Source organism: Pontibacter chinhatensis (assembly GCF_900113285.1).
Lineage (GTDB): Bacteria > Bacteroidota > Bacteroidia > Cytophagales > Hymenobacteraceae > Pontibacter > Pontibacter chinhatensis.
Genome location: NZ_FOOT01000015.1, coordinates 1 through 22963 on the forward strand (window position 1 = coordinate 1; position 22963 = coordinate 22963).

Annotated in this window: 21 protein-coding genes; 10 read left to right on the forward strand and 11 right to left on the reverse strand. The window is 51.2% G+C overall.

Annotated elements, in window-relative coordinates:
- Nucleotides 1–116: 116 nt before the first annotated feature.
- From BM040_RS20740 to BM040_RS20750, 3 genes are all read right to left on the reverse strand, one after another.
- Nucleotides 117–665, reverse strand: a complete 549-nt coding sequence (locus BM040_RS20740; protein ID WP_175491144.1) for a hypothetical protein — start codon at nt 663–665, stop codon at nt 117–119.
- Between the two features lie 222 nt (nt 666–887).
- Nucleotides 888–1361 carry an energy transducer TonB gene (locus BM040_RS20745; RefSeq protein ID WP_139217862.1) on the reverse strand — a complete coding sequence of 158 codons (474 nt, stop codon included), beginning with the start codon at nt 1359–1361 and terminating at the stop codon, nt 888–890.
- A 351-nt stretch (nt 1362–1712) separates the two neighbouring features.
- Nucleotides 1713–3452: a TlpA family protein disulfide reductase gene (locus BM040_RS20750; protein WP_092105603.1), complete on the reverse strand. Its 1740-nt coding sequence runs from the start codon at nt 3450–3452 to the stop codon at nt 1713–1715.
- A gap of 204 nt (nt 3453–3656) precedes the next feature.
- Here BM040_RS20750 and BM040_RS20755 point away from each other — a divergent pair, with 204 nt between their 5' ends.
- Together BM040_RS20755 and rsgA are read left to right on the forward strand one after the other, a co-directional pair.
- Nucleotides 3657–4898, forward strand: a complete 1242-nt coding sequence (locus tag BM040_RS20755; RefSeq protein WP_092105605.1) for a 3-deoxy-D-manno-octulosonic acid transferase — start codon at nt 3657–3659, stop codon at nt 4896–4898.
- 5 nt (nt 4899–4903) lie between these two features.
- Nucleotides 4904–5827, forward strand: coding sequence for a ribosome small subunit-dependent GTPase A (gene rsgA / locus BM040_RS20760; RefSeq protein ID WP_092105608.1), 924 nt, complete (start codon nt 4904–4906; stop codon nt 5825–5827).
- A gap of 299 nt (nt 5828–6126) precedes the next feature.
- On the opposite strand, the gene BM040_RS20765 is transcribed toward rsgA, so the two are convergent.
- On the reverse strand, nt 6127–6786 hold the full coding sequence (locus BM040_RS20765) for a fasciclin domain-containing protein (protein ID WP_092105610.1): 660 nt from the start codon (nt 6784–6786) through the stop codon (nt 6127–6129).
- Between the two features lie 128 nt (nt 6787–6914).
- On the opposite strand from BM040_RS20765, the gene BM040_RS20770 reads away from it, so the two are divergent.
- The 3 genes from BM040_RS20770 (at nt 6915) to BM040_RS20780 (ending at nt 10714) form a co-directional block, all read left to right on the forward strand.
- Nucleotides 6915–7373 carry a peptidylprolyl isomerase gene (locus tag BM040_RS20770; protein ID WP_092105612.1) on the forward strand — a complete coding sequence of 153 codons (459 nt, stop codon included), beginning with the start codon at nt 6915–6917 and terminating at the stop codon, nt 7371–7373.
- 315 nt (nt 7374–7688) lie between these two features.
- Complete coding sequence (locus BM040_RS20775; RefSeq protein ID WP_092105614.1) at nt 7689–8993, forward strand: dicarboxylate/amino acid:cation symporter; 1305 nt, start codon at nt 7689–7691, stop codon at nt 8991–8993.
- Between the two features lie 62 nt (nt 8994–9055).
- A complete protein-coding gene (locus tag BM040_RS20780; RefSeq protein ID WP_092105615.1) occupies nt 9056–10714 on the forward strand; it encodes a S8 family peptidase in 1659 nt (552 codons plus the stop codon).
- A gap of 62 nt (nt 10715–10776) precedes the next feature.
- Here the strand turns inward: BM040_RS20780 and BM040_RS20785 are convergent, their stop codons facing one another.
- Nucleotides 10777–11508, reverse strand: coding sequence for a hypothetical protein (locus tag BM040_RS20785; protein ID WP_092105617.1), 732 nt, complete (start codon nt 11506–11508; stop codon nt 10777–10779).
- A 161-nt stretch (nt 11509–11669) separates the two neighbouring features.
- Between BM040_RS20785 and BM040_RS20790 the strand changes: the two genes are divergently transcribed.
- From BM040_RS20790 to BM040_RS20800, 3 genes are all read left to right on the forward strand, one after another.
- Complete coding sequence (locus BM040_RS20790; protein ID WP_092105619.1) at nt 11670–12110, forward strand: hypothetical protein; 441 nt, start codon at nt 11670–11672, stop codon at nt 12108–12110.
- 185 nt (nt 12111–12295) lie between these two features.
- Complete coding sequence (locus tag BM040_RS20795; RefSeq protein WP_092105621.1) at nt 12296–12943, forward strand: hypothetical protein; 648 nt, start codon at nt 12296–12298, stop codon at nt 12941–12943.
- A 6-nt stretch (nt 12944–12949) separates the two neighbouring features.
- Nucleotides 12950–13243, forward strand: a complete 294-nt coding sequence (locus BM040_RS20800; protein WP_092105625.1) for a hypothetical protein — start codon at nt 12950–12952, stop codon at nt 13241–13243.
- Nucleotides 13244–13341: 98 nt separating this feature from the next.
- Here the strand turns inward: BM040_RS20800 and BM040_RS20805 are convergent, their stop codons facing one another.
- From BM040_RS20805 to BM040_RS20830, 6 genes are all read right to left on the reverse strand, one after another.
- The gene (locus BM040_RS20805; protein WP_092105627.1) at nt 13342–14862 is read right to left on the reverse strand and encodes a sigma 54-interacting transcriptional regulator; all 1521 of its coding nucleotides are present in this window, start codon (nt 14860–14862) and stop codon (nt 13342–13344) included.
- A gap of 217 nt (nt 14863–15079) precedes the next feature.
- A complete protein-coding gene (locus BM040_RS20810) occupies nt 15080–16180 on the reverse strand; it encodes a vWA domain-containing protein (RefSeq protein WP_092105629.1) in 1101 nt (366 codons plus the stop codon).
- A 170-nt stretch (nt 16181–16350) separates the two neighbouring features.
- Nucleotides 16351–17334, reverse strand: coding sequence for an acyl-ACP desaturase (locus BM040_RS20815; RefSeq protein WP_092105631.1), 984 nt, complete (start codon nt 17332–17334; stop codon nt 16351–16353).
- A 190-nt stretch (nt 17335–17524) separates the two neighbouring features.
- Nucleotides 17525–18466 carry a glycosyltransferase family 2 protein gene (locus tag BM040_RS20820; RefSeq protein WP_092105633.1) on the reverse strand — a complete coding sequence of 314 codons (942 nt, stop codon included), beginning with the start codon at nt 18464–18466 and terminating at the stop codon, nt 17525–17527.
- Nucleotides 18467–19267: 801 nt separating this feature from the next.
- Nucleotides 19268–20374: a DegT/DnrJ/EryC1/StrS family aminotransferase gene (locus tag BM040_RS20825; protein WP_092105635.1), complete on the reverse strand. Its 1107-nt coding sequence runs from the start codon at nt 20372–20374 to the stop codon at nt 19268–19270.
- Between the two features lie 112 nt (nt 20375–20486).
- Nucleotides 20487–20900, reverse strand: coding sequence for a sugar 3,4-ketoisomerase (locus BM040_RS20830; RefSeq protein ID WP_092105637.1), 414 nt, complete (start codon nt 20898–20900; stop codon nt 20487–20489).
- Nucleotides 20901–21012: 112 nt separating this feature from the next.
- Between BM040_RS20830 and BM040_RS20835 the strand changes: the two genes are divergently transcribed.
- Both BM040_RS20835 and corA read left to right on the forward strand, forming a co-directional pair.
- Complete coding sequence (locus tag BM040_RS20835; protein WP_092105639.1) at nt 21013–21627, forward strand: IMPACT family protein; 615 nt, start codon at nt 21013–21015, stop codon at nt 21625–21627.
- A gap of 39 nt (nt 21628–21666) precedes the next feature.
- Nucleotides 21667–22800, forward strand: a complete 1134-nt coding sequence (corA, locus tag BM040_RS20840) for a magnesium/cobalt transporter CorA (protein ID WP_092105641.1) — start codon at nt 21667–21669, stop codon at nt 22798–22800.
- Nucleotides 22801–22963 lie beyond the last annotated feature (163 nt).

Genomic DNA, 22963 nt, shown 5'->3' on the forward strand with positions numbered 1-22963 from the left:
CCTCTTCCGACTTAAAACCCATAACGCGTCGCCCGGTTGGGTGCAACCACGGCTTCATTGTAGGCACTCCGTACCCAACGAAGCCTTAGTTGTTGGCAGAAGTTTTTCTTCCTTTTTTAGTTACACGGTAAGTTATATGCCTTTAAAATTTTTACTTCATTATTTTCTTTTGCTAACAGGTAAACAGAATAATCTTCAACCATAATGAAGTTCTTACCTTCAAAAAGAAAATCCTTCTTTTTCCCACTCGGACGGCTAACCTGTGACAGGTCTGTTGAAGTGAGGCAAAGCATATTATTGATATAAAAATAACCTTTATACCCCTTGCCTATACCACTTGCCATAGTCAGTTCCATTACTTTGTCTGGGAAAGAATTGAGGGTCCAGTGAAGTCCTTGTATTTCGGAACCCATACACTTCTTTTCCAGTGTATTCAGAGAGTCAAGAAGGTGATAAAATTTGCTGTCAATTATCTCAAGTTGAGGCAGAGTGAGGTTTACTTTATAGTTTTCTGTAAAATCTGGTTTTATGTATTTCTTTGCCTTATCTGATGAAGTTGCCTGCTTGTTATCAGCTAAAGTATCAGTTTGTAGCTCATCAGAACTTACTGCTGCCACATCAGAAACAGTGTCAGTTTGTAGTTTATTAGCATTTTCTACTGCCACACCTTCGCTTACTTCAGTTCTGTCATCGGGCAGATTTTTTTCACCCCTTGACGACTCGCTATTTGAGCAGCCAAGAGCAAAAGTGCATAGTAACAGTATGTTGAAACAACTCTTTACGTTTATCAAATTAATACAAACGTCTCTGCTAAACGACGGGCGAGGCCATCGCCGAAGGCTGACGTTTAGGTTCTGTTGGCAAATGAGGCTTTTTTCTTTCTAAATCTAATCTATTGTAAAGGGCGCAAATCTTTTAGTTTTGACTGGCCTTGTTGGTTTAGATTCACAGTCCCAAATCCATTTTGGCATTTCAGAGACAACTTTTATTACTTCTTTATCAATCTCTTCACCAAGCCCTTTTTCTATTTTCACATCTCCGACCTCGCCTTTTTCATTGACAATGAAGGTTGCAAGTACTTTCCCTTTGATATTATCATGTTTAACATTAGCTGGTAACTGGAAGCTATCGGCAAAATATTTTACTAAAGCTTTATCACCTCCTTTAAATTTAATGCAAAACTCAGAGTCATCAATGAATACATTATCAAGGCTGTCGGTATCGTTTAACTGAGCGTTTTTATTTAATTTTTCAAGCTCAACTGTATCATAGTTGATACTTTGCTTCAGGAAAGCATTCTTATGACTACATCCAAATAGAGTAACAACAGTTAACAAAATGAATAAGGCTTTTTCTTTCATTACTCTACTCTTCAATAGGCTTTCTTTATTCGAGCTTACTGCCAACTAAAGTATAAACGTAATAACTACGTTTATACTACCAAATACAGCGGCTAAACGCAACTGGACTACCGAATATACTATATAGAAAAATGCTAATTTTATTTTTTATACAAGAAGCACCTAGCATAACCCAGGTTACCAGCCGTTTATACTTTTAAACTCCCCCAACCCTTTTCTCCTCCAAACATGCTGTCAGTATTTCGGAGAGAAAGTATACTTGCTCGAAGCTGTTGTAGAGCGAGGTAAGTGCAATTTAGGTAGTTAGAAAGTATAAAAGCTGCACCGGGTCACCGAAGCAAGTTTCCTGACTTACTCCTTAAGTGCCTTCAGGATCAAGCTATTTAAATCTGCTTCGTTAAACTCCCCATGAAATAGCACCTTGCCCTTCTTGTCTAAGAGGACAATCGTTGGGAAAAAACTAATGCCGTATTCCTCGGCAACCTTCTGCCCCTTGTAGGCGGTTTTATAGTCTGGTTTTGTTCGTTGATTAAAGTTGTAGATGTCTTCCGCTTTGTCGTGTAGATTAACGCCTAAGACCACAAGCTCTTTCCCCTGAAATTTTTCAGATAATGCATTGAGCTTTGGCACAGCTGCTATGCAATAGCCGCAGTTCTTAGTCCAGAACTCAAGTACTACTACTTTTCCTCTTAGCTGACTAAGGCTCAATGACTGGTTGCTATCAAACAAAGGGAGTTCCCAGGCTGGTGCGGGCGAGTGCAACGCCAAAGGCGCGACCGGCTTCTTGCGTTCCAGGTCAAAATCTGATGTATAACTGGAGAAGTACCACGATAGCTCGGACGGGCTGTCGGGGTTAGCGCGAACATCACTGAACACCGATCTTGTAAAATCTCTGTTCACACTGTTCCCCTGAATCATCTGAACAGGCATCAAACTGCTCTTGTCAATGATGATATCATATATGATTCCTCTTTCAAGGCTCAGCTCTGAAAACCCACCCAACCGCTCGATTGTACGACTATTCAGCACAAGTTTTACCAGGTAGAATTCTTGTTCTGCTATACTTGTATCGGAGACACTTTTGAGGATATCTTGATCTGCGACGAGAGCCGGTATTGCCTTTCTAAGCGTTACCAATGAATTATGGAAAGGGGTGATGCCTGCAAAATTTTCAAATTTAGGCGCCACATTTACGGTCATGGTCTTTCGTGCCTTGTCCAGGTAGAAGCTTTCTGAGCCGTTGTACACAAACTTACCATTCTCACTCTCCACCTGGTACTTGAACCCAAGCAATGCATCAGGGGTGGTAAAATCCAAGAAAGCAGTACCCGAAATGCTTTGCTTATAGTTCTCGGAAGCGTAATTAAGTTCTAAAAGGTAATCATACTGTATTCTTTTCAGGCTTTCCAGCTTTTTATGCACCTCTGTTAACAGCTGATTAGCCGTAGGTCGCTCAGTTCTGCTATCATTCAGTGCAAATGCTTCTGTAGCTCCGGCAAAGTATAAACAAAATACTACTGGAATAATCAACCAGGTTGAGGGCACAAACTTCGATACAGCATAAAGTATGACGGGCCGGAGAAACCGGTACAATACCCACCCTACCAAACCGACTACTGTCCCAAATGCAGTCGGAAGCACGGCTCCGAAAGTATAAGTCATTGCTAGCACAAAGCCCAGCAGGCACTCGGGCCGGTAAATCGGGAAAAGCAGGGCCAGCAGAAGCAGCCCCAGCATCAGGTAGTCGATGACGGCAGTATACCCAGCGGTAAAGCAAACGGCTATGAGTATACCGAACAGCACACCGCCTGCAAACCTATAAAGTATGGCCGGTAAAAGGCTGCGGCTTTCGGCTTCTCCATACTTGTCGCTGAAGATTCCCTTTTGGATGCGGTACAAGAGAAACCACGTGAGCACAGGAAGAACCAGCACCCCCCACCAGTTCGAAATGGCCTGAAAGTTTTCATCCGCTGCGATATGGTGGCTCGGCACACCTCCGTTGTAATGGCTCCACACCAGCAGTGCCCCTATAGCGATGGATACGATGCCGGTGAGGTAAAGGCGAATTGTAAGGAGTCTCTTCTCGTTCATAAATCCTGTATCCGTTTATACTTCAGCTTATGGGCACACTGTTGATTTTCACTTGATTGGAATGCAATAAATTAACACAACGGATTACATTAATCCTATTCTATATAGAAAATTATCTACCCTGTTACAAAGTATAGCCCCCTTGCCAACTATCGCTCCGCAAAGCACTATATTTGCACTAGAACTCTGCAAGCAAGTATAAATTTGAAGTTACTCTACGACATCGGCCTGAAGGCTTACAGTACGGCCATTGCCCTGGCAGCTCCTTTTAACGAGAAGGCCAAGCTGATGCGGCAGGGGCGCGAGCGGCAGTTCGAACGACTGCAGCAGGCCTTGCAGCAGAACCAGGCGCCGCTGGTGTGGTTCCACTGTGCCTCGCTGGGCGAGTTTGAGCAAGGCCGTCCGGTAATCGAGGCGTTCCGGGAGGCGTTTCCAAAGTATAAGGTGCTGCTTACCTTCTTCTCCCCTTCCGGCTACGAGGTGCGCAAAAACTACGCGGGCGCCGACTATATCTTTTACCTGCCGCTGGACAGCGCCGCCAACGCCAAACGCTTCCTAGACATCACCCAACCCAGGCTGGCCATGTTTGTGAAGTATGAGTTCTGGCATTACTACCTGCAGGAGCTGGCTAAGCGAAGCATCCCTATACTTTCTATTTCGGCCATTTTCCGGTCTGAACAGGTATTCTTTAAACCCTACGGTGATTTTTACCGCAACATCCTGCGCCGCTTCACGCATATCTATACCCAGAACCAAGCCTCGCTGGAGCTGTTGCAAAGTATAAACATCACCCACGCAAGTATAGCCGGCGACACGCGCTTTGACAGGGTGCTGCAAACGGCGGTAAGTATAAAACCTATTCCGCTGGTAGAGGCGTTCGTGGCCGGGCAAGAGGTGTTTATGGTGGGCAGCAGTTGGCCCGCCGATATAGAGGTGCTGTTGCCGCTGATTCAAAAGTATAAATCCAGTATAAAATTCATCATCGCGCCACACGAGGTGAACGAGGCAAGTATAAACACGGTGATGCAGGCGCTGGGCGAGGGAGCGGTGCGCTTCTCCCAAACCTCCGAGGCAGACGCAGCCAGGTATCAGGTGCTGGTGATTGACAACATCGGCATGCTCTCGGCGCTCTACAGCTACGGCACCTACGCCTACATTGGCGGGGCCTTTGGCAAAGGGCTTCACAATACCCTGGAGGCGGCCGTGTTCGGGCTGCCGCTCTTCTTCGGCCCAAAGTATGACAAGTTTCAGGAAGCGAAGGATTTGGTGGCGCGGGGCTGCGCTTTTCCGGTGCAGAACGCCGGGGAGCTGCTGCAGGCATTTGAGCGGGTGCACACCACGCCGGGCCTGCGCCAAAGTATAACCGACAAAGAAAAAGAATACGTACAAGAGCAAGCCGGCGCGACGGCCAAAATTATGGATGATGTAAGGCAACTGCTGAAATAGATGGCATGAAAGGAGTAGTAATAAAATCGACGGGATCGTGGTATCTGGTGCGCGACGAGGAAGGAAAGCTGCACCGGGCGCGCCTGCGCGGTAAGTTTAAGATAAAGGGCCTGAAGGTGAGCAACCCGCTGGCCGTAGGCGACCGCGTGGCATTTGAAGTGGAGCAAACGGGCGAGGATACCGCTGTGATCTACCAGATCGAGGACCGCGAGAACTACATCATCCGCCAGAGCACACACAAAACGGCCTACTCCCACATCATCGCTGCCAACCTCGACCAGGCCCTGCTCATCGTGACGCTGGTGTCGCCCCGCACCTCCTTTGGCTTTATAGACCGCTTCCTGGTGACCGCCGAGGCCTACCATATTCCCACCACGCTCGTCTTTAACAAAACCGACCTTTACGATGAAGAGGTCCGCGATTACCAGCGCCAGATCAGCCACATGTACCAGCAAATAGGGTATAACAGCCTGTCTGTTTCTGCCGCAAACAACGAGGGGATAGCGGATATAGAGGCGCTGCTGCACGGCAAAACCACGCTGCTCTCGGGCCACTCGGGTGTAGGCAAGTCCACGCTCATCAACCTCATCGTACCCGACCTGGAGCTGAAAACCTCCGAAATCTCCGGCTTCTCCGACAAGGGCGTGCACACCACCACTTTCGCCGAAATGTTCGAGATAGACCCCGAGACTTTTATCATCGACACACCCGGCATCAAAGAGCTGGGCATTGTGGATATTCCAGCGGCGGAGCTGAGCCATTATTTCCCGGAGATGCGCGAGCGCCTGAACGAGTGCCGCTTCAACAACTGCACGCACTTCAACGAGCCGGGCTGCGCCGTGATAGAAGCCGTGCGCCACAACGAGATTTCCCTTTCCCGCTACGAAAGCTACCTGAGCATGCTGCACGGGCAGGACAACCGGAAATAGTTTAGGAGTTGGGAGTTAGAGAGTTTAGGAGTTAGAGAGTTTGGGAGTTGGAGGGATGCGATACGTTGTGTCTTTGGGGTTAGAAAGTTAGAAGGTTAAAAAGTTAGAAAGGGATGGGGTGGAGATTTATTTTCGCTACCTGGTCTTGCTTTAAAGTATAAAGTATACTTGGCAAGTATAAACCTGCGGCCACGCAAACAGATGGGCCAACTCTTTCTGTCCGAACGAACTTTATTTTCTGAAAAAAGGAGCGGCAGATACTTTTGAGGTATCTGCCGCTCCTTTTCTTGTTTAGCCTATTACTTCTCTTCGGCCAGCAGCTTTTCTACTAAGTGCAGCACGCCGTTCTGATTCTCTATGTCGGCTTGCCTTACCCTGGCACCGTTCACGAAGATGGTATTGCCTTTCCGGGTAACGCTTAGTTGCTGACCACCTACCGTCTTCAGGGTAGCGCCATTAGTTAGGTCGGCGGCCGTAATCTTACCGGTCACGATATGGTTGTTGAGCATCGTTACGAGGCGCTGCTTGTTACTGGGTCGCATCCAGTCATCAAGGGTCCTGTCCGGAATAGCATCAAAGACGCTGTCGACGGGGGCGAACACGGTATAGGGGCCGGTGCCGTTTAACAGCTCAACGAGTTCGGCCTTGCGCAGCGCGCCAACAAACATTGTCAGGTCGGGGTGTGCCGAGATGTTCTCCATCAGCTTTCTGGAAGGGGTCATCACATTATCCCCTATTCTGGGGTGTGGTTTGCGGGCTTCGTCGCGCCCTTCGCCGGCTTGCTTGCCTTCTGTTGTTGGGGTTGTTCCACGGGAGCCAGGTTCCTCGCGCAGGTTAGTGCCCGCCTCCCGTTGCATCTCGTTGGCTGCATTTTCATCGTTGGTGCCGCCTCCGCAGCTTACCAACGCCACGCTGCCACAAAGGGCCAGCGCGCACCCTAAAGTTCTTATTGTTTTCATAGCGTAAAGTATACTTGAGCGTGATGTGAATTCGGCCCGGCCCTAAAGCCAGGCTTATAGCTCTCTTAAACTATAAATTCCGTACTTTTGTTATCTGTAACAATGTTCAAGCTAAACCAGAACTATTCATGAAAACCGCAGAAATCCATACTCCAAAAGGTGTAATGAAAGTAGAGTTTTATGAGAAAGACGCTCCTAAAACCGTAGATAATTTTGTGAAGCTGGCCAAAGAGGGCTTTTACGACGGGCTGACCTTCCACCGCGTAATTCCGGACTTCGTGATCCAGGGTGGCTGCCCTAACACCCGCGAGGGCGCCAAAGGCGTGCCGGGCACCGGCGGCCCCGGCTACAAAATCGACTGCGAACTTTCCGGCGACAACCAGTACCACGACCGTGGCGTGCTGAGCATGGCCCACGCCGGCCGCAACACCGGTGGCTCTCAGTTCTTTATCTGCCACAGCCGCAAAAATACCGCCCACCTGGACCGCAACCATACATGCTTCGGCAAGGTGGTGGAAGGCCTGGATGTGATTGACCAGATCCGCGCCAACGACCGCATCGAGAAAATTGTAGTAAACGAGGCCTAAAATCCTCAACAACAACGCATAAAAACAAAGCCAGCGCCTGCAGACACAGGGCTGGCTTTGTTGCTTTCCGGCCTTCTGCTTCTCCCTTCAGGGCCCATCCCCAAGTATAAACCCACTGCTCTTCAGGCTGTTTTTTTGCAGATAGGCCAAAAATCCTACAGAAAATGCTTAATTTTACCTAACATCTGTTCGGCACCTGCACTTTACATACTTGCACCGCTTTGGCTGTGTCGTTTCAGCTGAATAATTCTAGCAAATAGTATACTTTAGTAAACCGGTGGAATCAGAACCCTTATCCCGCCGGCCCCCTTACGTATGAAGAGACTCGCTTTACACTGGCAAATTCTAATCGGTATGGCTCTGGGCGTGGCCTGGGGAATGATGTCCAGCTCCCTTGGCCTCAATAGCTTTACCACCGATTGGATTGGCCCCTTCGGTACCATCTTCATCAACATGCTGAAGCTGATTGCCGTGCCGCTCGTGCTCGTATCCCTTGTAACCGGTGTTTCCAGCCTCAGCGATATCAGCCGCCTCTCGCGCATCGGTACCAAAACCATCGGCACCTACCTGGCCACCACTGTGCTGGCCGTAGTGCTGGGCCTGGTGCTGGTTAATATTTTTGAGCCTGGCAAAGCTTTCTCGCCTGAGAAGCGGGAGGAGTTTAAACAACAGTATGCCGGCACTGCCTCTGCCAAATCGAGCGATGCCGCCGCTTTGGAGCAACAGGGGCCGCTGCAGCCGCTCGTAGACATCGTGCCCGAAAACCTGTTCCTGGCCATGACCAGTAACGGCAGTATGCTGCAGGTTATCTTCTTTGCCCTTCTCTTTGGCATTGCCCTCATCCTCATCCCTCCCGACAAGGCACAGCCCGTCAACGATTTCTTTGAGGGTGTGAACATGGCCATACTTAAGATTGTGGATATCATCATGATGACCGCCCCATACGGCGTATTTGCCTTATTGGCAGGGCTGGTGGTAGACTTTGCCGGCAACGATCCGGGTGCGGCTCTGGAGCTGCTGATGGTGTTGGGGTATTACTGCATTGTGGTAGCCATAGGCCTGGCCCTGATGATTTTGGTGGTATACCCGGCGCTGGTAGTTACAGTTGGCAGAACAAAGTATGCGCATTTCATAAGAGGGATTTTCCCGGCGCAGATGCTGGCCTTCTCTACCTCATCGAGTGCGGCCACGCTGCCTGCCACCATGGAGTGCTCCGAGAAGAACCTGGGCATCAATAAAGAAATTACCAGCTTTGTGCTGCCGCTGGGGGCTACCATCAATATGGATGGCACCAGCCTTTACCAGTCGGTTGCCGCTGTGTTTATTGCCCAAGCCTATGGAATAGAACTGGACCTGACCGCACAGCTGGGTATTGTGATGACCGCCACACTGGCCTCTATTGGCTCTGCGGCCGTGCCAGGTGCGGGTATTGTGATGCTGGTGATTGTGCTGCAGCAGGCCGGTATTCCGATTGAAGGCATTGCCCTTATACTTGCCCCGGACCGCCTGCTGGACATGCTGCGCACCACGGTAAACGTTACCGGCGATGCCACAGTGGCCATGATGGTGGCCCGCACCGAAGGGCAGCTGCATCCGCCTACAGAGATTACAGTAAAGTAGCAAAAGCTTTTCCCAACGTATAAATTCCGGCCAAACGTACATCAGCAACTATCCGATTTAATATGAGAACAAACATGTACCGCCACCTGAAGGCCACCGCTGCCTTCCTTCTACTTAGCGGTTCGGTTGCCTTTGCCCAAGACGGCGTTTCGTCTGTCGCGGAGATAGACAAGGCTTACCACAACTGGTACAACCTGGACATGAAGCAGGATAAGATACCGGGCGTAAGCGTGAACCGTGCCTATAACGAGCTGCTGGTTGCCAAACAGCCCCGGAAAAAGGTAGTGGTAGCCGTGATAGACAGCGGCACCGATATCAACCACATCGAGCTTCAGGGAAGGGTGTGGGTAAACAAGAACGAGATCCCGGGCAACGGCATTGACGATGACAACAACGGCTACGTGGACGACATCCACGGCTGGGGTTTTCTGGGCAACGCTGCCGGCGAGAATATCCAGTACGAAACTTACGAGTATGTGCGCCTGCTCCGCCAACTGGCTCCAAAGTATGGCAAGATAACGTCGCCGCAGGGGCTTACGGAGGCAGAGCAGAAGGAGTATAACACGTACCTGGTTACGCGCAAAAACTTTGAGGAAGAGTTGACCGATCGCCTCAAGACAAAGCAAAACCTGGACGCTTTCGACGAAGTGCTGGCTATCTGTGAGCAGCTGGTAACCGGCCACCTGGGCAAGGACACCTATACCGTTGAGGACCTAAAGGGCATCTCCTCCACCAACCAGGACGTAATGCGGGCACGCAACTGGCTGGTGCAAAAGTATAGCCAGGGCTTCACGCCTGCGTCGTTCAGAGAATACAAGGATTACATCGATAAGTTTGTCAACTACCACCTGAACCCGGAGTTTGACCCGAGAACAGAGATAGTAGCCGATAACCCGGAGGATATAAACGATACCGACTATGGTAATGGTGATGTAATTGGCCCGAGAGCCGACCACGGCACACCGGTATCAGGCATTATTGCCGGCATCCGTGGAAACGGTGTGGGGATAGACGGCATTGCGGAGAACGTGGAGATTATGGCGCTGCGTGCGGTGCCAAGTGGAGATGAGCGCGACAAGGATATCGCCCTGGCCATTCGCTATGCGGTAGATAATGGCGCCCACATCATCAACATGAGCTTTGGCAAAGACTTTTCGCCGCAGAAGCACTTTGTGGATGAGGCCGTAAAGTATGCCGAGTCTAAGAATGTGCTACTAGTACACGCCGCCGGCAACGACGCCAAAAACATCGACAACGCCGACAACTTCCCGACCAAGCAACTGCAGGACGGCACCCGCGCCAGCACCTGGCTGGAGGTAGGCGCCACATCCAAAAATCTGAAGAAAAACTTTGTAGGCGAGTTCTCTAACTACGGCCGCGAAAGCGTGGACCTGTTTGCCCCTGGCGTAGACCTGGTGCTGCTGGCCCCGGACAACAAGTATGATAAGATGAACGGTACCAGCTTCGCCAGCCCTGTGGTATCGGGTGTGGCGGCTTTGGTTTGGTCTTATTACCCGGAGCTTACGGCAGTGGAGCTAAAGAACATCCTGCTCGAGTCATCCACTAAATACCCCAGGCTGAAAGTATACTACCCAACCGAGGACCCTAAGAGTAAAAAGAAAGTGAAGTTCTCTACGCTATCGGCGTCCGGCGGCGTGGTAAACGCCTACGAGGCATTGAAATTGGCTGAGAAGGTGGTGCAGCAGAAAGGGGTGCTATAATCCTAAAGTATAAATAAAGTATAAACAGGGAGCTTTTGCTCCCTGTTTGCTTTTCTACCTGCCTACAACGATAGCAGCAAGGCAGCATACAAGCCCGCCCCAAGTGCAAAGGCCCAGTAGCGGCTCTCGCGTTCCTCGGGCAGCTCTTCCTTCAACACGTTCATGATCACGCCGCCTCCCACAAAAGCCATCACCAGGATAACCAACGCCTCGGGTAGTTCTACCACAAAGCCAATGCTCCACCCGGCAACCAAGGCAGCTACCAATACCCAACGGCCAATTCGTCGGTAAGTGTCGTGGTGGTGCTCCTGCAACCCGAAATCATTCACGATGAAGTGCAGGGCCATGGCGATGGAAAACAGCAGCAGGTTCTGCAATGTCCCCTCTTCCCGCTGAAAAAGGATGTACCCAATCAGGGCATTGTAAATGGCAAAGGAACCGATGTGCAGCCAGAAGATGCCTTGTTCGTGGCGTGGCCCTTCCTGCCCCTTTTTCTTTTGCCTGTACTTGGTCTCCACCACCACCCGCTCCAGCCCGTAAAACACGGCCAGCCCAATCAGGGACATCAGGTACACGTGGTGGTTCAGGAAGCGCTCTGCCCAGTTCAGCTTAGACACCTGCTCCTGCCCCTCGCCTAGCTCCGGAAACAGGTGCAGAAACACGTAAGCTACCGACACGCCGCCCGCCACAGAAAGCCATACGCTGCGTGGTACCCCGGCCAGAAACCGTAGCCGTGTCCCGAAAAAGTGGATGAACGCCAGCACCAGCACCGGCCATATCGAAACGTAGCCCATACTTAAACCTACTTTGTCCGCACGGCTTAGGTTTTATACTTTCCCGCCATTAAAGAATACGAATTTTACTATATTAGTCTTCGTATACTTGGCGGCGACGTGTGTTATCCATAAGTCAAAACTCTCGGTTACAAGAGCAAAAAACATGATACCCTTCCGGCATGATCTATCAACTCTCCGAATTCATACTTCCCTACATTCTAGGTATCGACCTTTTCGTGATTGCGCTGCTGTACCTGTCTAAGCTGCCAGGTGAGAAAATAACGCGCCGGTTTATTTTAGCGGCAGCCATGGCAGGGTTCGCCGGCCTGTCTTTCTTCAAGCTCCTGTTTACAGAAACAGGTATCGCTGCTTCTACGCCAATCAGTATTGAGTTCATAAACAAAGATATTCTATCACCGGTCTACTTCATAAAAAATGGTCGTGAAGGCAAAAGAGTGTTCTGGAAAGACAGCCTCAAGGATTCAACGACACGCACCTTTGAGCAGGAAGGTAATCCTGACCTTACCCTTGCCACAAAATTTGACGAGGAATGGCATTATACCACCATTAACCTCAGGCAGGATGCTAAAATCACGGTAGAGAAATCGACCTTCCGGTAAATTGATCACCCGGAAATTGAACAAGCGCTCAGCAAGTATAGATGGATAGAAACCGGCAACTATGCTTCCAATTTTCTGGTATTGGGCTTTGTGGCTGTACTTGTCTGGAGTTACAGTGAAATAAGAGAATAGGGTAATAGTATATTAGAAAGTCAGATGCTATATAAAACCAAATATCTTTAATTATGAGAGCACTATTATTAATCCTTCTTTTGTCGGTGTCATTCACGGTAGCTAAAGCTCAAGATATTTTACAGAGCGAATCATCATCCCCCCGGCAAGATTACAAGATTGAAGTTAGCACCGATGTAATTTGGCTTATTAATGATGCTTCTCGACCTACAGCTCTTCTTAAAATACATAAGGACTATAGTAACACTGCTTATCGTTTAAGGCTTGGTGCAGATTATGCTGAACATATCAATGCGCCTGGCCCTCCTGTACATATCTACCCCATGCCAAAGACTTCCTTAAACTTATTTATTAGTGTAGGCAAGGAGTGGCAAATAAACTATGGAAAGTTTAGAATTAACTATGGTGCCGATCTTTATACAAACTACGAGCTTTATAGAGGCGAGAGTCAAAGTACAAACAACACTAAATTCTTACCGAGACAACATAACCTTGAGGTAGGCTTATCTCCCTTGATAGGTTGGCAGTATTTCGTACACAAAAACATATCTCTGGCACTGGAAAATCATTTTCGAGTGGGGTATAACCAAGAGAAAATCAGCCGCGTTAATGAAGATGGTCAGGTAGTTGCATCAACTGATAAGTTTTTAAAAGCTAAATTTCTGCCTTTACACACTTTAAGTATAGGCTTTCATTTCTGATTCTCCATGAACCTCACCACCTTCAAAGCCAGCTTGTCAGACACCACGCCTCCGCCCGCAGCCAATGTATACCTGCAGGCGCTGTGGCACGAGGCCAAAGGCAACTGGGACAAGGCGCACGAACTGATACAGGACCTGCCGGATAAGAACGCTGCCTGGATACACGCTTACCTGCACCGCCAGGAGGGCGACACGTGGAACGCCGATTACTGGTACCGCCGGGCCGGCAGAAAACGTCTCCAACAAACACTGGCCGAGGAGTGGGAAAGTATAACCTCCGCCCTGCTGGAGGAAGTATAAACCGGGCCACCCTCAAAAGAAAAGAGCCGCAACCAGTTGCGGCTCTCTGTAAGTATGGAGTTTAACTTTCTAACTTACACTTTTCTAACTTTCTAACTCTAAAAGTCTTCCTCATCCTCCTCCTCGCCAAAGCTTGGCATCGTGAACATGCCACTTAGCAGGTCCTTGAACTGCAGGCCGGTGCTGAGGCGGCTTTTGCTCAGCTGGCTGTGCTCGGCCAAACCATGCAGGGCAAACTCCATCATAAACAGCTTTTCGTCGCCTTTTGCGTCGGGCTGGTGCTTTTCCACCAACTCGGCAAGGCCCGGTATACTTTGCAGCGCCTTTTTATACTCCGAGGTAGAGGCGTCGTTCAGAATATCAATCGTATGGCCATCACCGAACCAATCGGTTATCTTTTTGTAAGGGTTGCCTGCTTTTGCTTTCTTGGCCTTATCCGGGTCAGGGAAGTAGCTGAGGAACTGTGTGCGGATGGCTTTGCCCATCAGCACCTGCGCCACATGGCCGGCTCCCTCCTGCTCGCCCTCGTACACCAGTTCTACCTTACCCGTTACCGAAGGGATGGTGTTCAGAAAATCCGACACGCGCACATAAGTTTTGTTCTCGCCATTCAGCAGGGCGCGCCGCTCGGCCGCACTAAGCAGGTTCTCAAAGGCAGATATCGTTAAACGGGCCGACACACCGCTTTTGGGATCCACGTATTCACTTTCGCGGGCTTCAAAGGCTACCTGCTCTATCAGGTCGCCGATGATGTCGTTGGTCTGCACCAGCTCGCCCTGGCCTTCTTTTACCCGGGCCTCCTGCTGCGTGATTTTCTTACCGGTTTCTATCGTCTTCGGATAGTGGGTGATGATCTGGGAATCGATGCGGTCTTTAAGCGGGGTAACGATGGAGCCACGGTTGGTATAATCCTCGGGGTTGGCCGTGAACACAAACTGGATATCCAGCGGCATGCGCACCCTAAACCCGCGAATCTGAATGTCGCCCTCCTGCAGAATGTTAAAAAGGGCTACCTGGATGCGCGCCTGCAGGTCGGGTAGCTCGTTTATCACAAAAATGCCCCGGTGCGAACGCGGAATCAGGCCGAAATGTATCACGCGCTCATCGGAGTAGGGCAGCTTCATGGTAGCCGCTTTTATCGGGTCGGCGTCGCCAATCAGGTCGGCTACGGAAACGTCTGGTGTGGCCAGTTTCTCGGTATAGCGGTCTGAGCGGTGCAGCCAGGTAATGGGCGTGTCGTCGCCGTGCTCGTGCACCATATCCTTGGCGTAGCGCGAAAGCGGGTGCAGCGGGTCGTCGTTCAGCTCGGAGCCCTGCACCACGGGGATGTACTCATCCAGCAGGTCTATCATTTGCCGCGCGATACGGGTTTTAGCCTGTCCGCGTAAGCCCAGCAGGTTGATGTGGTGCATCGAAAGTATAGCCCGTTGCATATCCGGGATCACAGTCTCCTCATAACCCCAGATGCCGGGGAATACCTCCTCCTTGTTCTGCAATCTCGTGATGAGGTTGCGGCGAAGCTCCTGCTTTACGCTCTCCGGCTCGTAGCCGGCAGCCTTTAATTGGCCAAGTGTTTTTATCTGGTGCAGCTTTTCGGCTAGTATATCTCTGTAGTTCATTTGTACAGTTATCAGTTAACATTTATCAGCAACCAGTTATTGGTTGTGATGGTTAATTCCACTATTCTAGCAGCTTTCCCTCGGGGGTCTTGCTTGGGTTATCAGGTTGTTTTTTGTCTGAATCAGGATTTACAGGATGAAGGGATTGACACGATTATAATGCACTCAATCACTCATATAAAATTCCTCAACTCTTTAACTCCCAAACTCTCTAACTCTAAAAGCTTTTCTTCCGGTTGCGGCCATAGTCGCGGAAAACCAAATGACCGAGCCCTTTAAGGGAGCTATAGTACGCCTGCCCGTTGTTTACCTTCGTGAACTCGTCTACGAACTGCTGCAAGTATGGGTCTGAGGCGATCATAAAGGTGGTGATCGGAATCTTCAGGCGGCGGCACTGCGCTGCCAGGTTCAGCGTTTTGTTCACCACTTTCCTATCCAGCCCGAAGCTGTTTTTGTAGTAGCGCAGCCCCTCTTTCAGGCAGGTAGGTTTGCCGTCGGTGATCATAAAAATCTGCTTGTTCTGGGTTTTGCGCTTGCGCAGGATGTCCATGGCCAGCTCCAGCCCGGCAACGGTGTTGGTATGATAGGGTCCTACCTCTAAGTATGGAAGGTCCTTGATCTCAATCTGCCAGGCATCGTTGCCAAACACAATCACGTCGAGCGTATCCTTGGGGTACTTTTGCTTGATGAGTTCGGCCAGGGCCATAGCAACCTTTTTGGCGGGCGTAATGCGGTCCTCGCCGTAGAGGATCATCGAGTGCGAGATGTCGATCATCAGCACCGTAGAGGCCTGTGTCTTATGCTCTGTCTCGGTCACCTCCAGGTCCTGCTCGGTTAGCCGCAAATCGCCGATGCCATGGTTGATCTGAGCGTTGCGCAGCGAGTCGGTCATGGAGATCTGCTCCAGCGCATCGCCAAACCGGTACTCGCGGCGGTCGGTGCTGGCCTCGTCGCCCATGCCGGTGTGCGGTGTGGCGTGGCTGCCCTTGCCGCCTTTCTTCAACTTCCCGAAAATCTCCTCCAGGGCGCTGCGCCTTATACTTTGCTCGCTTTTGGCAGTAAGTATAAACCCGCCCCTTTCCTGCGGATTCTCATCCAGGTAGCCTTTGCGCTTCAGGTCTTCGATAAAATCGCCGATGCCATACTCGTCGCTGGTCAGGTTATACTGCTTGTCCAGCGAGCTGAGCCAGTTGAGCGCCTCCCCCACATCACCGGAGCTGATGGTTACCAGCTGCAGAAAGATCTTCAGCAACGACTCAAAATCGGCCTTACTATCTTCCGGTGGAATATATTCTCCAAATCTGTATCCTAAAGCCATAGTTTGTAAAGATTGTATAGTATAACAACGCTCTGGCGTTTTTGTTAGGTATACGCGCTTTACCCTCTTCTGGCACCATCTTGCTTTCAGGAAGATAGCTAGTGAACGTAAAAAACAAAGGGCAGGCTGCTGATGCAACCTGCCCTTATTTATACTTTATCGCTCGCCTGTTAGTAGGCTATCCAGCGGAATTTATACTCTAACTCAGGCACTTTCATGCGCTCGGCCACGCGCTTGAGGCGGGCGGGCAGGGCCATCACATAGTCGCGGGCGCGCTCTCCGGCTTCGTCCAGACCAGTAAGTGTCTCGATTTTCCACTCTTTTATCAAGCCATCCAGAATGTCGGTATAGTCTGCGGAAGTATAAACCCCGAGGCGTTGTGCCGCATCTGTAAAGTGGCCGAAAGTTTTGCCTAAATCCACACCCAGCTCGCGCATGTAGTGGGCCGGCATTACGATTTTCTTGCGCATCATATCCTCAAAGGCCAGCATCATCTCGTTCGGGTCAGCCTCGAAAATCTTGCCCACAAACGACTTATAGGCTTTGGCGTGGCGCGCCTCATCGGCCGCTACGTGGCCACACAGCTTGGCCAATTGAGTATCGCCCTGCTTCTTGGCTAGCTGGGCTACGCGGCGGTGCGAAATATTAGTGGCAGTCTCCTGAAAAGAAGTATAAACAAACGAGCGGTAGGGGTCGTTGTCCGTCTGCAGGTCAAATCCGTCAGCAATCAGGTATTGCGTGGAGGCCTCCATTTCGCGCATGTTGATGCGGCCGCTCAGGTACAGGTAGCGGTTCAGCACGTCGCCGTGGCGGTTTTCCTCTGCCGTCCAGGCACGGTTCCAGACCATCCATGGGCCGCTCGGATCTTTCGGCAGGCCGTCAATCGTCATCAGCCAGCTCTCGTAGGTAGGCAGTGCTTCCTCGGTAATGGTATCCCCCACCAGCACGGCCAGCAGGTCGTAGCTCAGGTCGCGGGCACGTTCGCGCAACTCTTTCACCTCATCGAAGAAATTCTCCATGGTGGCGTCTGGCAAAAGGTCTGCTGGTTGCCAGCTATCCTCTACAGTTTTAAGAAACTCGGAGATCTTTTCTCCCACGAAGTCTTCCATCCATTTTATGACTTCTCCACGGGAGGCGAGTGCTGGTGTAATCATGATGCTGTTCTTTAATTGAATTCCAAATATAACTATTAAATCCCGATAATAACCCGTTGTAGATAACAAATCACCCACAAAACACCCTTTTTGGATGATTTTGGGGGCTAAAACATGCGATACTCCACCAAAGGCCAGTATAGCTTTAGCTTACGGATAAAAAGAGAGTAGGTAAACAAAACAGTGCTATTTACTGCCGGTACCGAAGGCGGTGGTAGCCCTCGCGCAGGAAACCGAGGTTGATTTTGTGCCTGTTTAGCTGCCGGATAAACCGGTATAAAAAAGGCATACCGGAGGTCTGTTTCAGTAGCTGCAGCAACTGCTCTGCCTCGTTAAAATTGCCGGTGAGGTAGGCGTGCCGCGCCTCATACTTTAGCCGCAAAGCTAGCGCCGCGCGCTCGGGCGGGGTTTGCACCAAGGCTGCGGCCCTCTTGCACACTTCAACAGTGGAGGCTAGCAATTGGTTGCCTTTCCGGTACCAGCCGCTGGAGAGGGAATGGCTGTGCAGCCTGCGTTTGGTGGTTACCTGGGGCAGGTAGGCATACTTATACTTGCGGGCCGAGCGCACCCAGAAGTCGAAGTCCTCATAGGCCAGGCGCTCGTCGTATCCGTCCAATTCCTCGAACACCTCGCGGCGGATGAGCATGGTAGGCGGGCAGATGAAGTAGCGGCCCAGCACCTCCGCAAACACATCGCCATCAGGCGCTGCTTTATACTTCTGGCTATGAAAGTATACATGCTCCGACTCATCGGATATATACTCGGAATCGGAATACACCACGCCATACTCCGGCTCAAGTCGCTGAAACTGCTCTACCTGCCGCGCCACCCGCTCAGGCAGCAGCACATCGTCGGTCGCAAAGTCAAGTATAAACTGGCCGTGGCTGGCCCTCCACCCCATGTTAAAGGCCCTGGTATTGCCCAGGTTGCTGCCCGTGCTGATAAACCGCAGCTGCGGGTACCGCTGCACATACTCTTCAATAATACGGACGCTGTTGTCGGTGCTGCAGTCATCCACAATGATTACCTCCAGGTTTGGGTACGTCTGCGCTAAAACAGAATCCAGCGCCTCAGGCAGGAAGCACTCGTGGTTGTAGCACAGGCAGATGATGGAGACAAGGGGTTGCGGCATGGGCGAAGATAAGGGTTTTCTGGTTTTGTATACATCTATACTTGATGGCTACACTTTCCCTGGTGCAAGCGTCCGCTGGTCTCTTTATCCTTTGGCCGCTGTCCTTCCCCACCGCTGGCGCGGGTTTGTAACCTGTGCCTACCTATGACGTTGGGTTTGTAACCCAACTGGCTTGAAAAGCCATACTTTATACTTCGGCTATACTTTCTGATTTATACTTTCTTAGCCGCTGATTCATGCAACTGGAACCAAGCTATTCTTTCTATCCTTCGTTCATCCTCTAGGCTTACATACCTACAGTTTCATATCAGGCTTTGGCTCCCTCAAGGCCGGGAGGCCTCGCCTTCGGGCATCGCGCGGTGTGCCTGAAGCTGCCTTCGCTCTGCTCCGGCTGCCGCATCCGCGGCACCGCAACATGCACAAGGCGCTCAACCCAAAGGCTGGGAATCTTTCGATAGCTGTAGCTACTCTGTCATCTCGACCTATGGGAGAGATCTGGATAGAATTCCCGATAGATCTCTCGCCCTGCTCGAGATGACAAGGAAAAGTAGTAAGTATGAGCTGTCCCCTCGAGGACAAGTGAGAACGGGAGTTCGAAACTTGCGAGTGAAGCTCTATAGGGGTGTAATCGACTGCTGGATTATACGTTGTAGGGGAAGGTCGCAACTTGTCAGCACAAAGGCTTAAGCTACAGCACTTATACTTCAACCAAAGTAATTACAGACTCCCCTCCTTGGCCAAGGAGGGGCAGGGGCTGGTTGGACCCGGGACTACAAAGGCTCCTGTTCTAAGAAATAAGCTTTACTGCCTGAAGAACGCCTTCACGGCCTCCACCACGCGCTGCTGCTCTGCCTCTGTCAGACCGGGAAACAAGGGCAAGCTGAGGCTGGTGCGGGCCAGTTCTTCTGCAACGGGAAAATCGCCAGCTTTGTGCCCCAGGAAAGTATAGGCGGGCTGCAGGTGCACCGGGACCGGATAGTGTATGGCCGTGCCGATGCCTTGCGCCTGCAGCCAGGCTTGCAAGGCATCTCGGTGTTGGGTGCGGATGTTGAAAATGTGGTAGACATGCGCACAGTCCGGAGCCATATGCGGAAGTATGAGATCGCCTGTGTTTTGCAGCTCCTGAAAGTATACTTGTGCCAGCCGTTGCCGTTCCAGGTTCAGAGCGTCCAGGTGGCGAAGCTTTACCCGCAGCACTGCTGCCTGAAGTTCATCCAGCCGGGAGTTTACCCCAACCAACTCGGAGTTATACTTGCGCGACTCCCCATAGTTCCTATACCTGGCAGCGAAGGCCGAAACATATGCATCAGAGCTTACCACGGCACCGGCATCTCCTAACGCGCCCAGGTTCTTGGTAGGGTAGAAACTAAAGGCTGCGGCATCGCCTATACTTCCCGCGAACCGGCCTTTATACTTGGCGCCATGCGCCTGGGCGGCATCCTCCAGTAATTTTATACTTTGTGTTTGCGCCAACTGCTGCAGCTCTTCCATCTGGCATACTTGCCCATACAGGTGCACAGCAAGTATGGCTTTAGTTTTTGGGGTGATGTGCGGCGCGGCCATCTCGGCAGTGAGGTTGTAGGTATACTTGTTGGGCTCGGCCAGCACCGGCCTGGCCCCCACCTGCAGCACCGCGTTTACGGTGGCAATAAACGTATGGACCGGCAGCACCACCTCATCCCCGGCTCCAATGCCCAAACCCTTCAGCGCAATCACCAGGGCGTCGTACCCGTTGCCTACCCCGATGGCGGTTTCTGCACCTAAATAAGAGGCAAACTCCTGCTCAAACGCCTGCACCTGCGGCCCCAGCACATACTGCTTGCCTGCCACAGCCTCCTGCACCGCCTGCTGCACCTGCGCCTCCAGGCCAACCGGGAAATCTCTGAACTGAAAGTATGGAAGAGGCATAGGAGAGTTAGAGAGTTTGGGAGTTTGGGAGTTTAGCAGTTTTGAATGAGTGATTGAGTGAATTATAATCCTGATTTTAACAATTATCAATCAACAATTAGCAATTATACTTCTACAACTCCTGATGCGCCGCCAGCTGTTTAAAGCGGCTATAGTCACGGATGTAATCGGCTTCGCTGAAGTCGGTGGAGGCAAGGCACAGGGCTACGGCTTCCTCCGAAAAACGCAGCTCGGTCCAGCACATGGCCGGGATGTATAAGCCCTGCGTTGAATCAGTAAGCGTAAACGCCTGCTTTTCGCAGCCGGTGTCTGTCAGCACGTGTATACTTCCACTCAGGGCAATCAGCACTTCCTCGGTGGCCATGTTGGCATGATGCCCGCGCTCTACCTCCGGCGGAGTGGCTTGGGTCCAGAACACGCGTTTTACCTCAAACGGGATGGCATCGGCATACTGGGTGCTGGTGATGAACCCGGTGCCCGAACTACCGGCGCGGTGAAAGGTGAGCAAGTATGGATTTGCTGGCAAAAGTATAAAGTATGGTATCGTTACAAATGTAACGATTTTGAAGAGATGCCGATAATTTTTACCCTTGCTGCGCTTTGGTTAACTTGCAGGATTGCAACCAGCACACGCCACCATGGAAGACACCTACAGAACCCTAGCCGAGCCTTCGGAGGGATTGTACAAGGAGAAAGGCAGCAAGTTTATTGCGCTGGCCTACGCAGTGTACTCTGAGGAGGAGGTAAAGGAAATCATCGCGGAGCTGAAGAAGAAGTACTACGATGCCCGCCACCACTGCTATGCCTACATCCTGGGGGCCGACCAGAGCCGCTACCGCGCCAACGACGACGGCGAGCCCAACCACTCTGCCGGCGACCCTATACTTGGCCAGATCCGCTCCGCCGGCCTCAGCAACGTGCTGGTGGTAGTGGTGCGCTACTTCGGGGGCACCAAGCTGGGGGTAAGCGGTCTGATTAATGCTTACAAAGTATCCACCGCCGATGCGCTAGCCAACGCCACCATCGTTGAGAAACATGAAACCGTGCTGCTGCAGGCCCACTACGCCTACCCGCAGATGAACGACGTGATGAGCCTGGTAAAGGAGTATGACCTGCCCGTGCGCGACCAACAGTTTGAGCTTGATTGCAGGCTGACGCTGGAGGTGCGCCGCAAGCTGCAGGAAGAGATCACCACCAAACTACACGACATAGACGGCGTAAAAGTATCCGTTCTCCCGGAAGCTACTTTTTAACTCTTAAACTCCCAAACTCTCTAACTCCCCAGCTCCCCCATGGCAAAACGCAACAGACAGCAGAGCCGCCGCAATAAAATCCTGGAACGTAAGGCAGGCGTGAAACCGGGTTCGTTGGTTATCCCTTCCGAGGCGTTTGCCCCGCGCTTCTTTCTGATGTCGTTTAACGAGGAGCTGTTTGAGGATCGTGAGTTTGGCACCTACGACGAGCTGATGCACCAGGTAAAAGGGCTGCCCAGCGCCCGGCACTGGATCGACATCAGGGGGTATGCTGACAAGACCATGCTGGAGAAGTTGATGCAGGATTTCGCACTGCATGCCCTGCAACTGGAGGATGTGCTAAACGATTACCAGCGCCCAAAGGTAGAGGAGTTCGGGGATAACCGCCTGTTCATCATCACCCGCATGCTGCGCTGGTCGCCGGAGTTTAGGAACCTGGATGACATCCAGCTCACGCTCTTTACCGGGGAGAACTACGTTTTAAGTCTGCAAAGCGACTACGGCGACTGCCTGAACCCGCTCCGCGACCGCATCCGGGCTGGCAAGGGCATCATACGTCAGCGTCCTGCCACCTACATTGCCTATGCCATTCTCGACGTCGTGCTGGATTACTACTTCCCGGTTATGGCGGATATTGGTGCGTACATAGAGGATATGGAGCAGCAGATTCTGGCAGCCCCTACCAAATCCACGCTTGCCCAGGTGCTGGACCTGAAGAACGAGCTCGTGAAGCTGCGCCGTATTACCTGGCCCGCCCGCGACCTGATGAACGAGCTCCTGCGCATGGATGAAACCACCATTCCCGCCAACCTGAAAGTATACTTCCGCGACGCCTACGACCACGCCGTGCAACTGATAGACCTGGTGGAGAACCACCGGGAAATGGCCTCCAGTTTGGTGGAGCTGTACATGTCCACGGTGAGCAACCGCATGAACGAGATCATGAAAGTGCTCACCATCATCTCCAGCATCTTTATTCCGCTAAGTTTTATAGTGGGTTTGTATGGGATGAACTTCGCACGCCAGGACCCTGAAACGGGCCAGGTGTTCCCGTACAGCATGCCCGAGCTTTACCAGCCCTACTCCTACCCCATCCTGGTGGGGCTGATGGCCATACTTATACTTTTGCAGCTATACTTCTTCTACCGGAAAGGCTGGTTCAGGAGCTTTTGATTTTTTGATAATTTGACAAAAGACTGCTTGACAAAGGACAAGAGGAAGAAAAAGAAATTTTCTATACTGCTTCAGTCAAAAGGTCTTTTGTCACACAGTCCTTTGTCAAAAGGTCAGCTGTACTGACTTCGAACTCCGAACGGCGTCTTTTGTCCTTTGTCAA

Bases quoted from the DNA above. Each gene is read 5' to 3' on its own strand.
- BM040_RS20765 (WP_092105610.1), bottom strand. From the start codon at position 6,786: ATGAAAACAATAAGAACTTTAGGGTGCGCGCTGGCCCTTTGTGGCAGC.
- BM040_RS20750 (WP_092105603.1), bottom strand. From the start codon at position 3,452: ATGAACGAGAAGAGACTCCTTACAATTCGCCTTTACCTCACCGGCATC.
- BM040_RS20780 (WP_092105615.1), top strand. From the start codon at position 9,056: ATGAGAACAAACATGTACCGCCACCTGAAGGCCACCGCTGCCTTCCTT.
- BM040_RS20785 (WP_092105617.1), bottom strand. From the start codon at position 11,508: ATGGGCTACGTTTCGATATGGCCGGTGCTGGTGCTGGCGTTCATCCAC.
- BM040_RS20805 (WP_092105627.1), bottom strand. From the start codon at position 14,862: ATGAACTACAGAGATATACTAGCCGAAAAGCTGCACCAGATAAAAACA.
- BM040_RS20775 (WP_092105614.1), top strand. From the start codon at position 7,689: ATGAAGAGACTCGCTTTACACTGGCAAATTCTAATCGGTATGGCTCTG.
- BM040_RS20790 (WP_092105619.1), top strand. From the start codon at position 11,670: ATGATCTATCAACTCTCCGAATTCATACTTCCCTACATTCTAGGTATC.
- BM040_RS20825 (WP_092105635.1), bottom strand. From the start codon at position 20,374: ATGCCTCTTCCATACTTTCAGTTCAGAGATTTCCCGGTTGGCCTGGAG.
- BM040_RS20770 (WP_092105612.1), top strand. From the start codon at position 6,915: ATGAAAACCGCAGAAATCCATACTCCAAAAGGTGTAATGAAAGTAGAG.
- BM040_RS20815 (WP_092105631.1), bottom strand. From the start codon at position 17,334: ATGATTACACCAGCACTCGCCTCCCGTGGAGAAGTCATAAAATGGATG.
- rsgA (WP_092105608.1), top strand. From the start codon at position 4,904: ATGAAAGGAGTAGTAATAAAATCGACGGGATCGTGGTATCTGGTGCGC.
- BM040_RS20820 (WP_092105633.1), bottom strand. From the start codon at position 18,466: ATGCCGCAACCCCTTGTCTCCATCATCTGCCTGTGCTACAACCACGAG.
- BM040_RS20795 (WP_092105621.1), top strand. From the start codon at position 12,296: ATGAGAGCACTATTATTAATCCTTCTTTTGTCGGTGTCATTCACGGTA.
- BM040_RS20810 (WP_092105629.1), bottom strand. From the start codon at position 16,180: ATGGCTTTAGGATACAGATTTGGAGAATATATTCCACCGGAAGATAGT.
- corA (WP_092105641.1), top strand. From the start codon at position 21,667: ATGGCAAAACGCAACAGACAGCAGAGCCGCCGCAATAAAATCCTGGAA.
- BM040_RS20835 (WP_092105639.1), top strand. From the start codon at position 21,013: ATGGAAGACACCTACAGAACCCTAGCCGAGCCTTCGGAGGGATTGTAC.
- BM040_RS20800 (WP_092105625.1), top strand. From the start codon at position 12,950: ATGAACCTCACCACCTTCAAAGCCAGCTTGTCAGACACCACGCCTCCG.
- BM040_RS20745 (WP_139217862.1), bottom strand. From the start codon at position 1,361: ATGAAAGAAAAAGCCTTATTCATTTTGTTAACTGTTGTTACTCTATTT.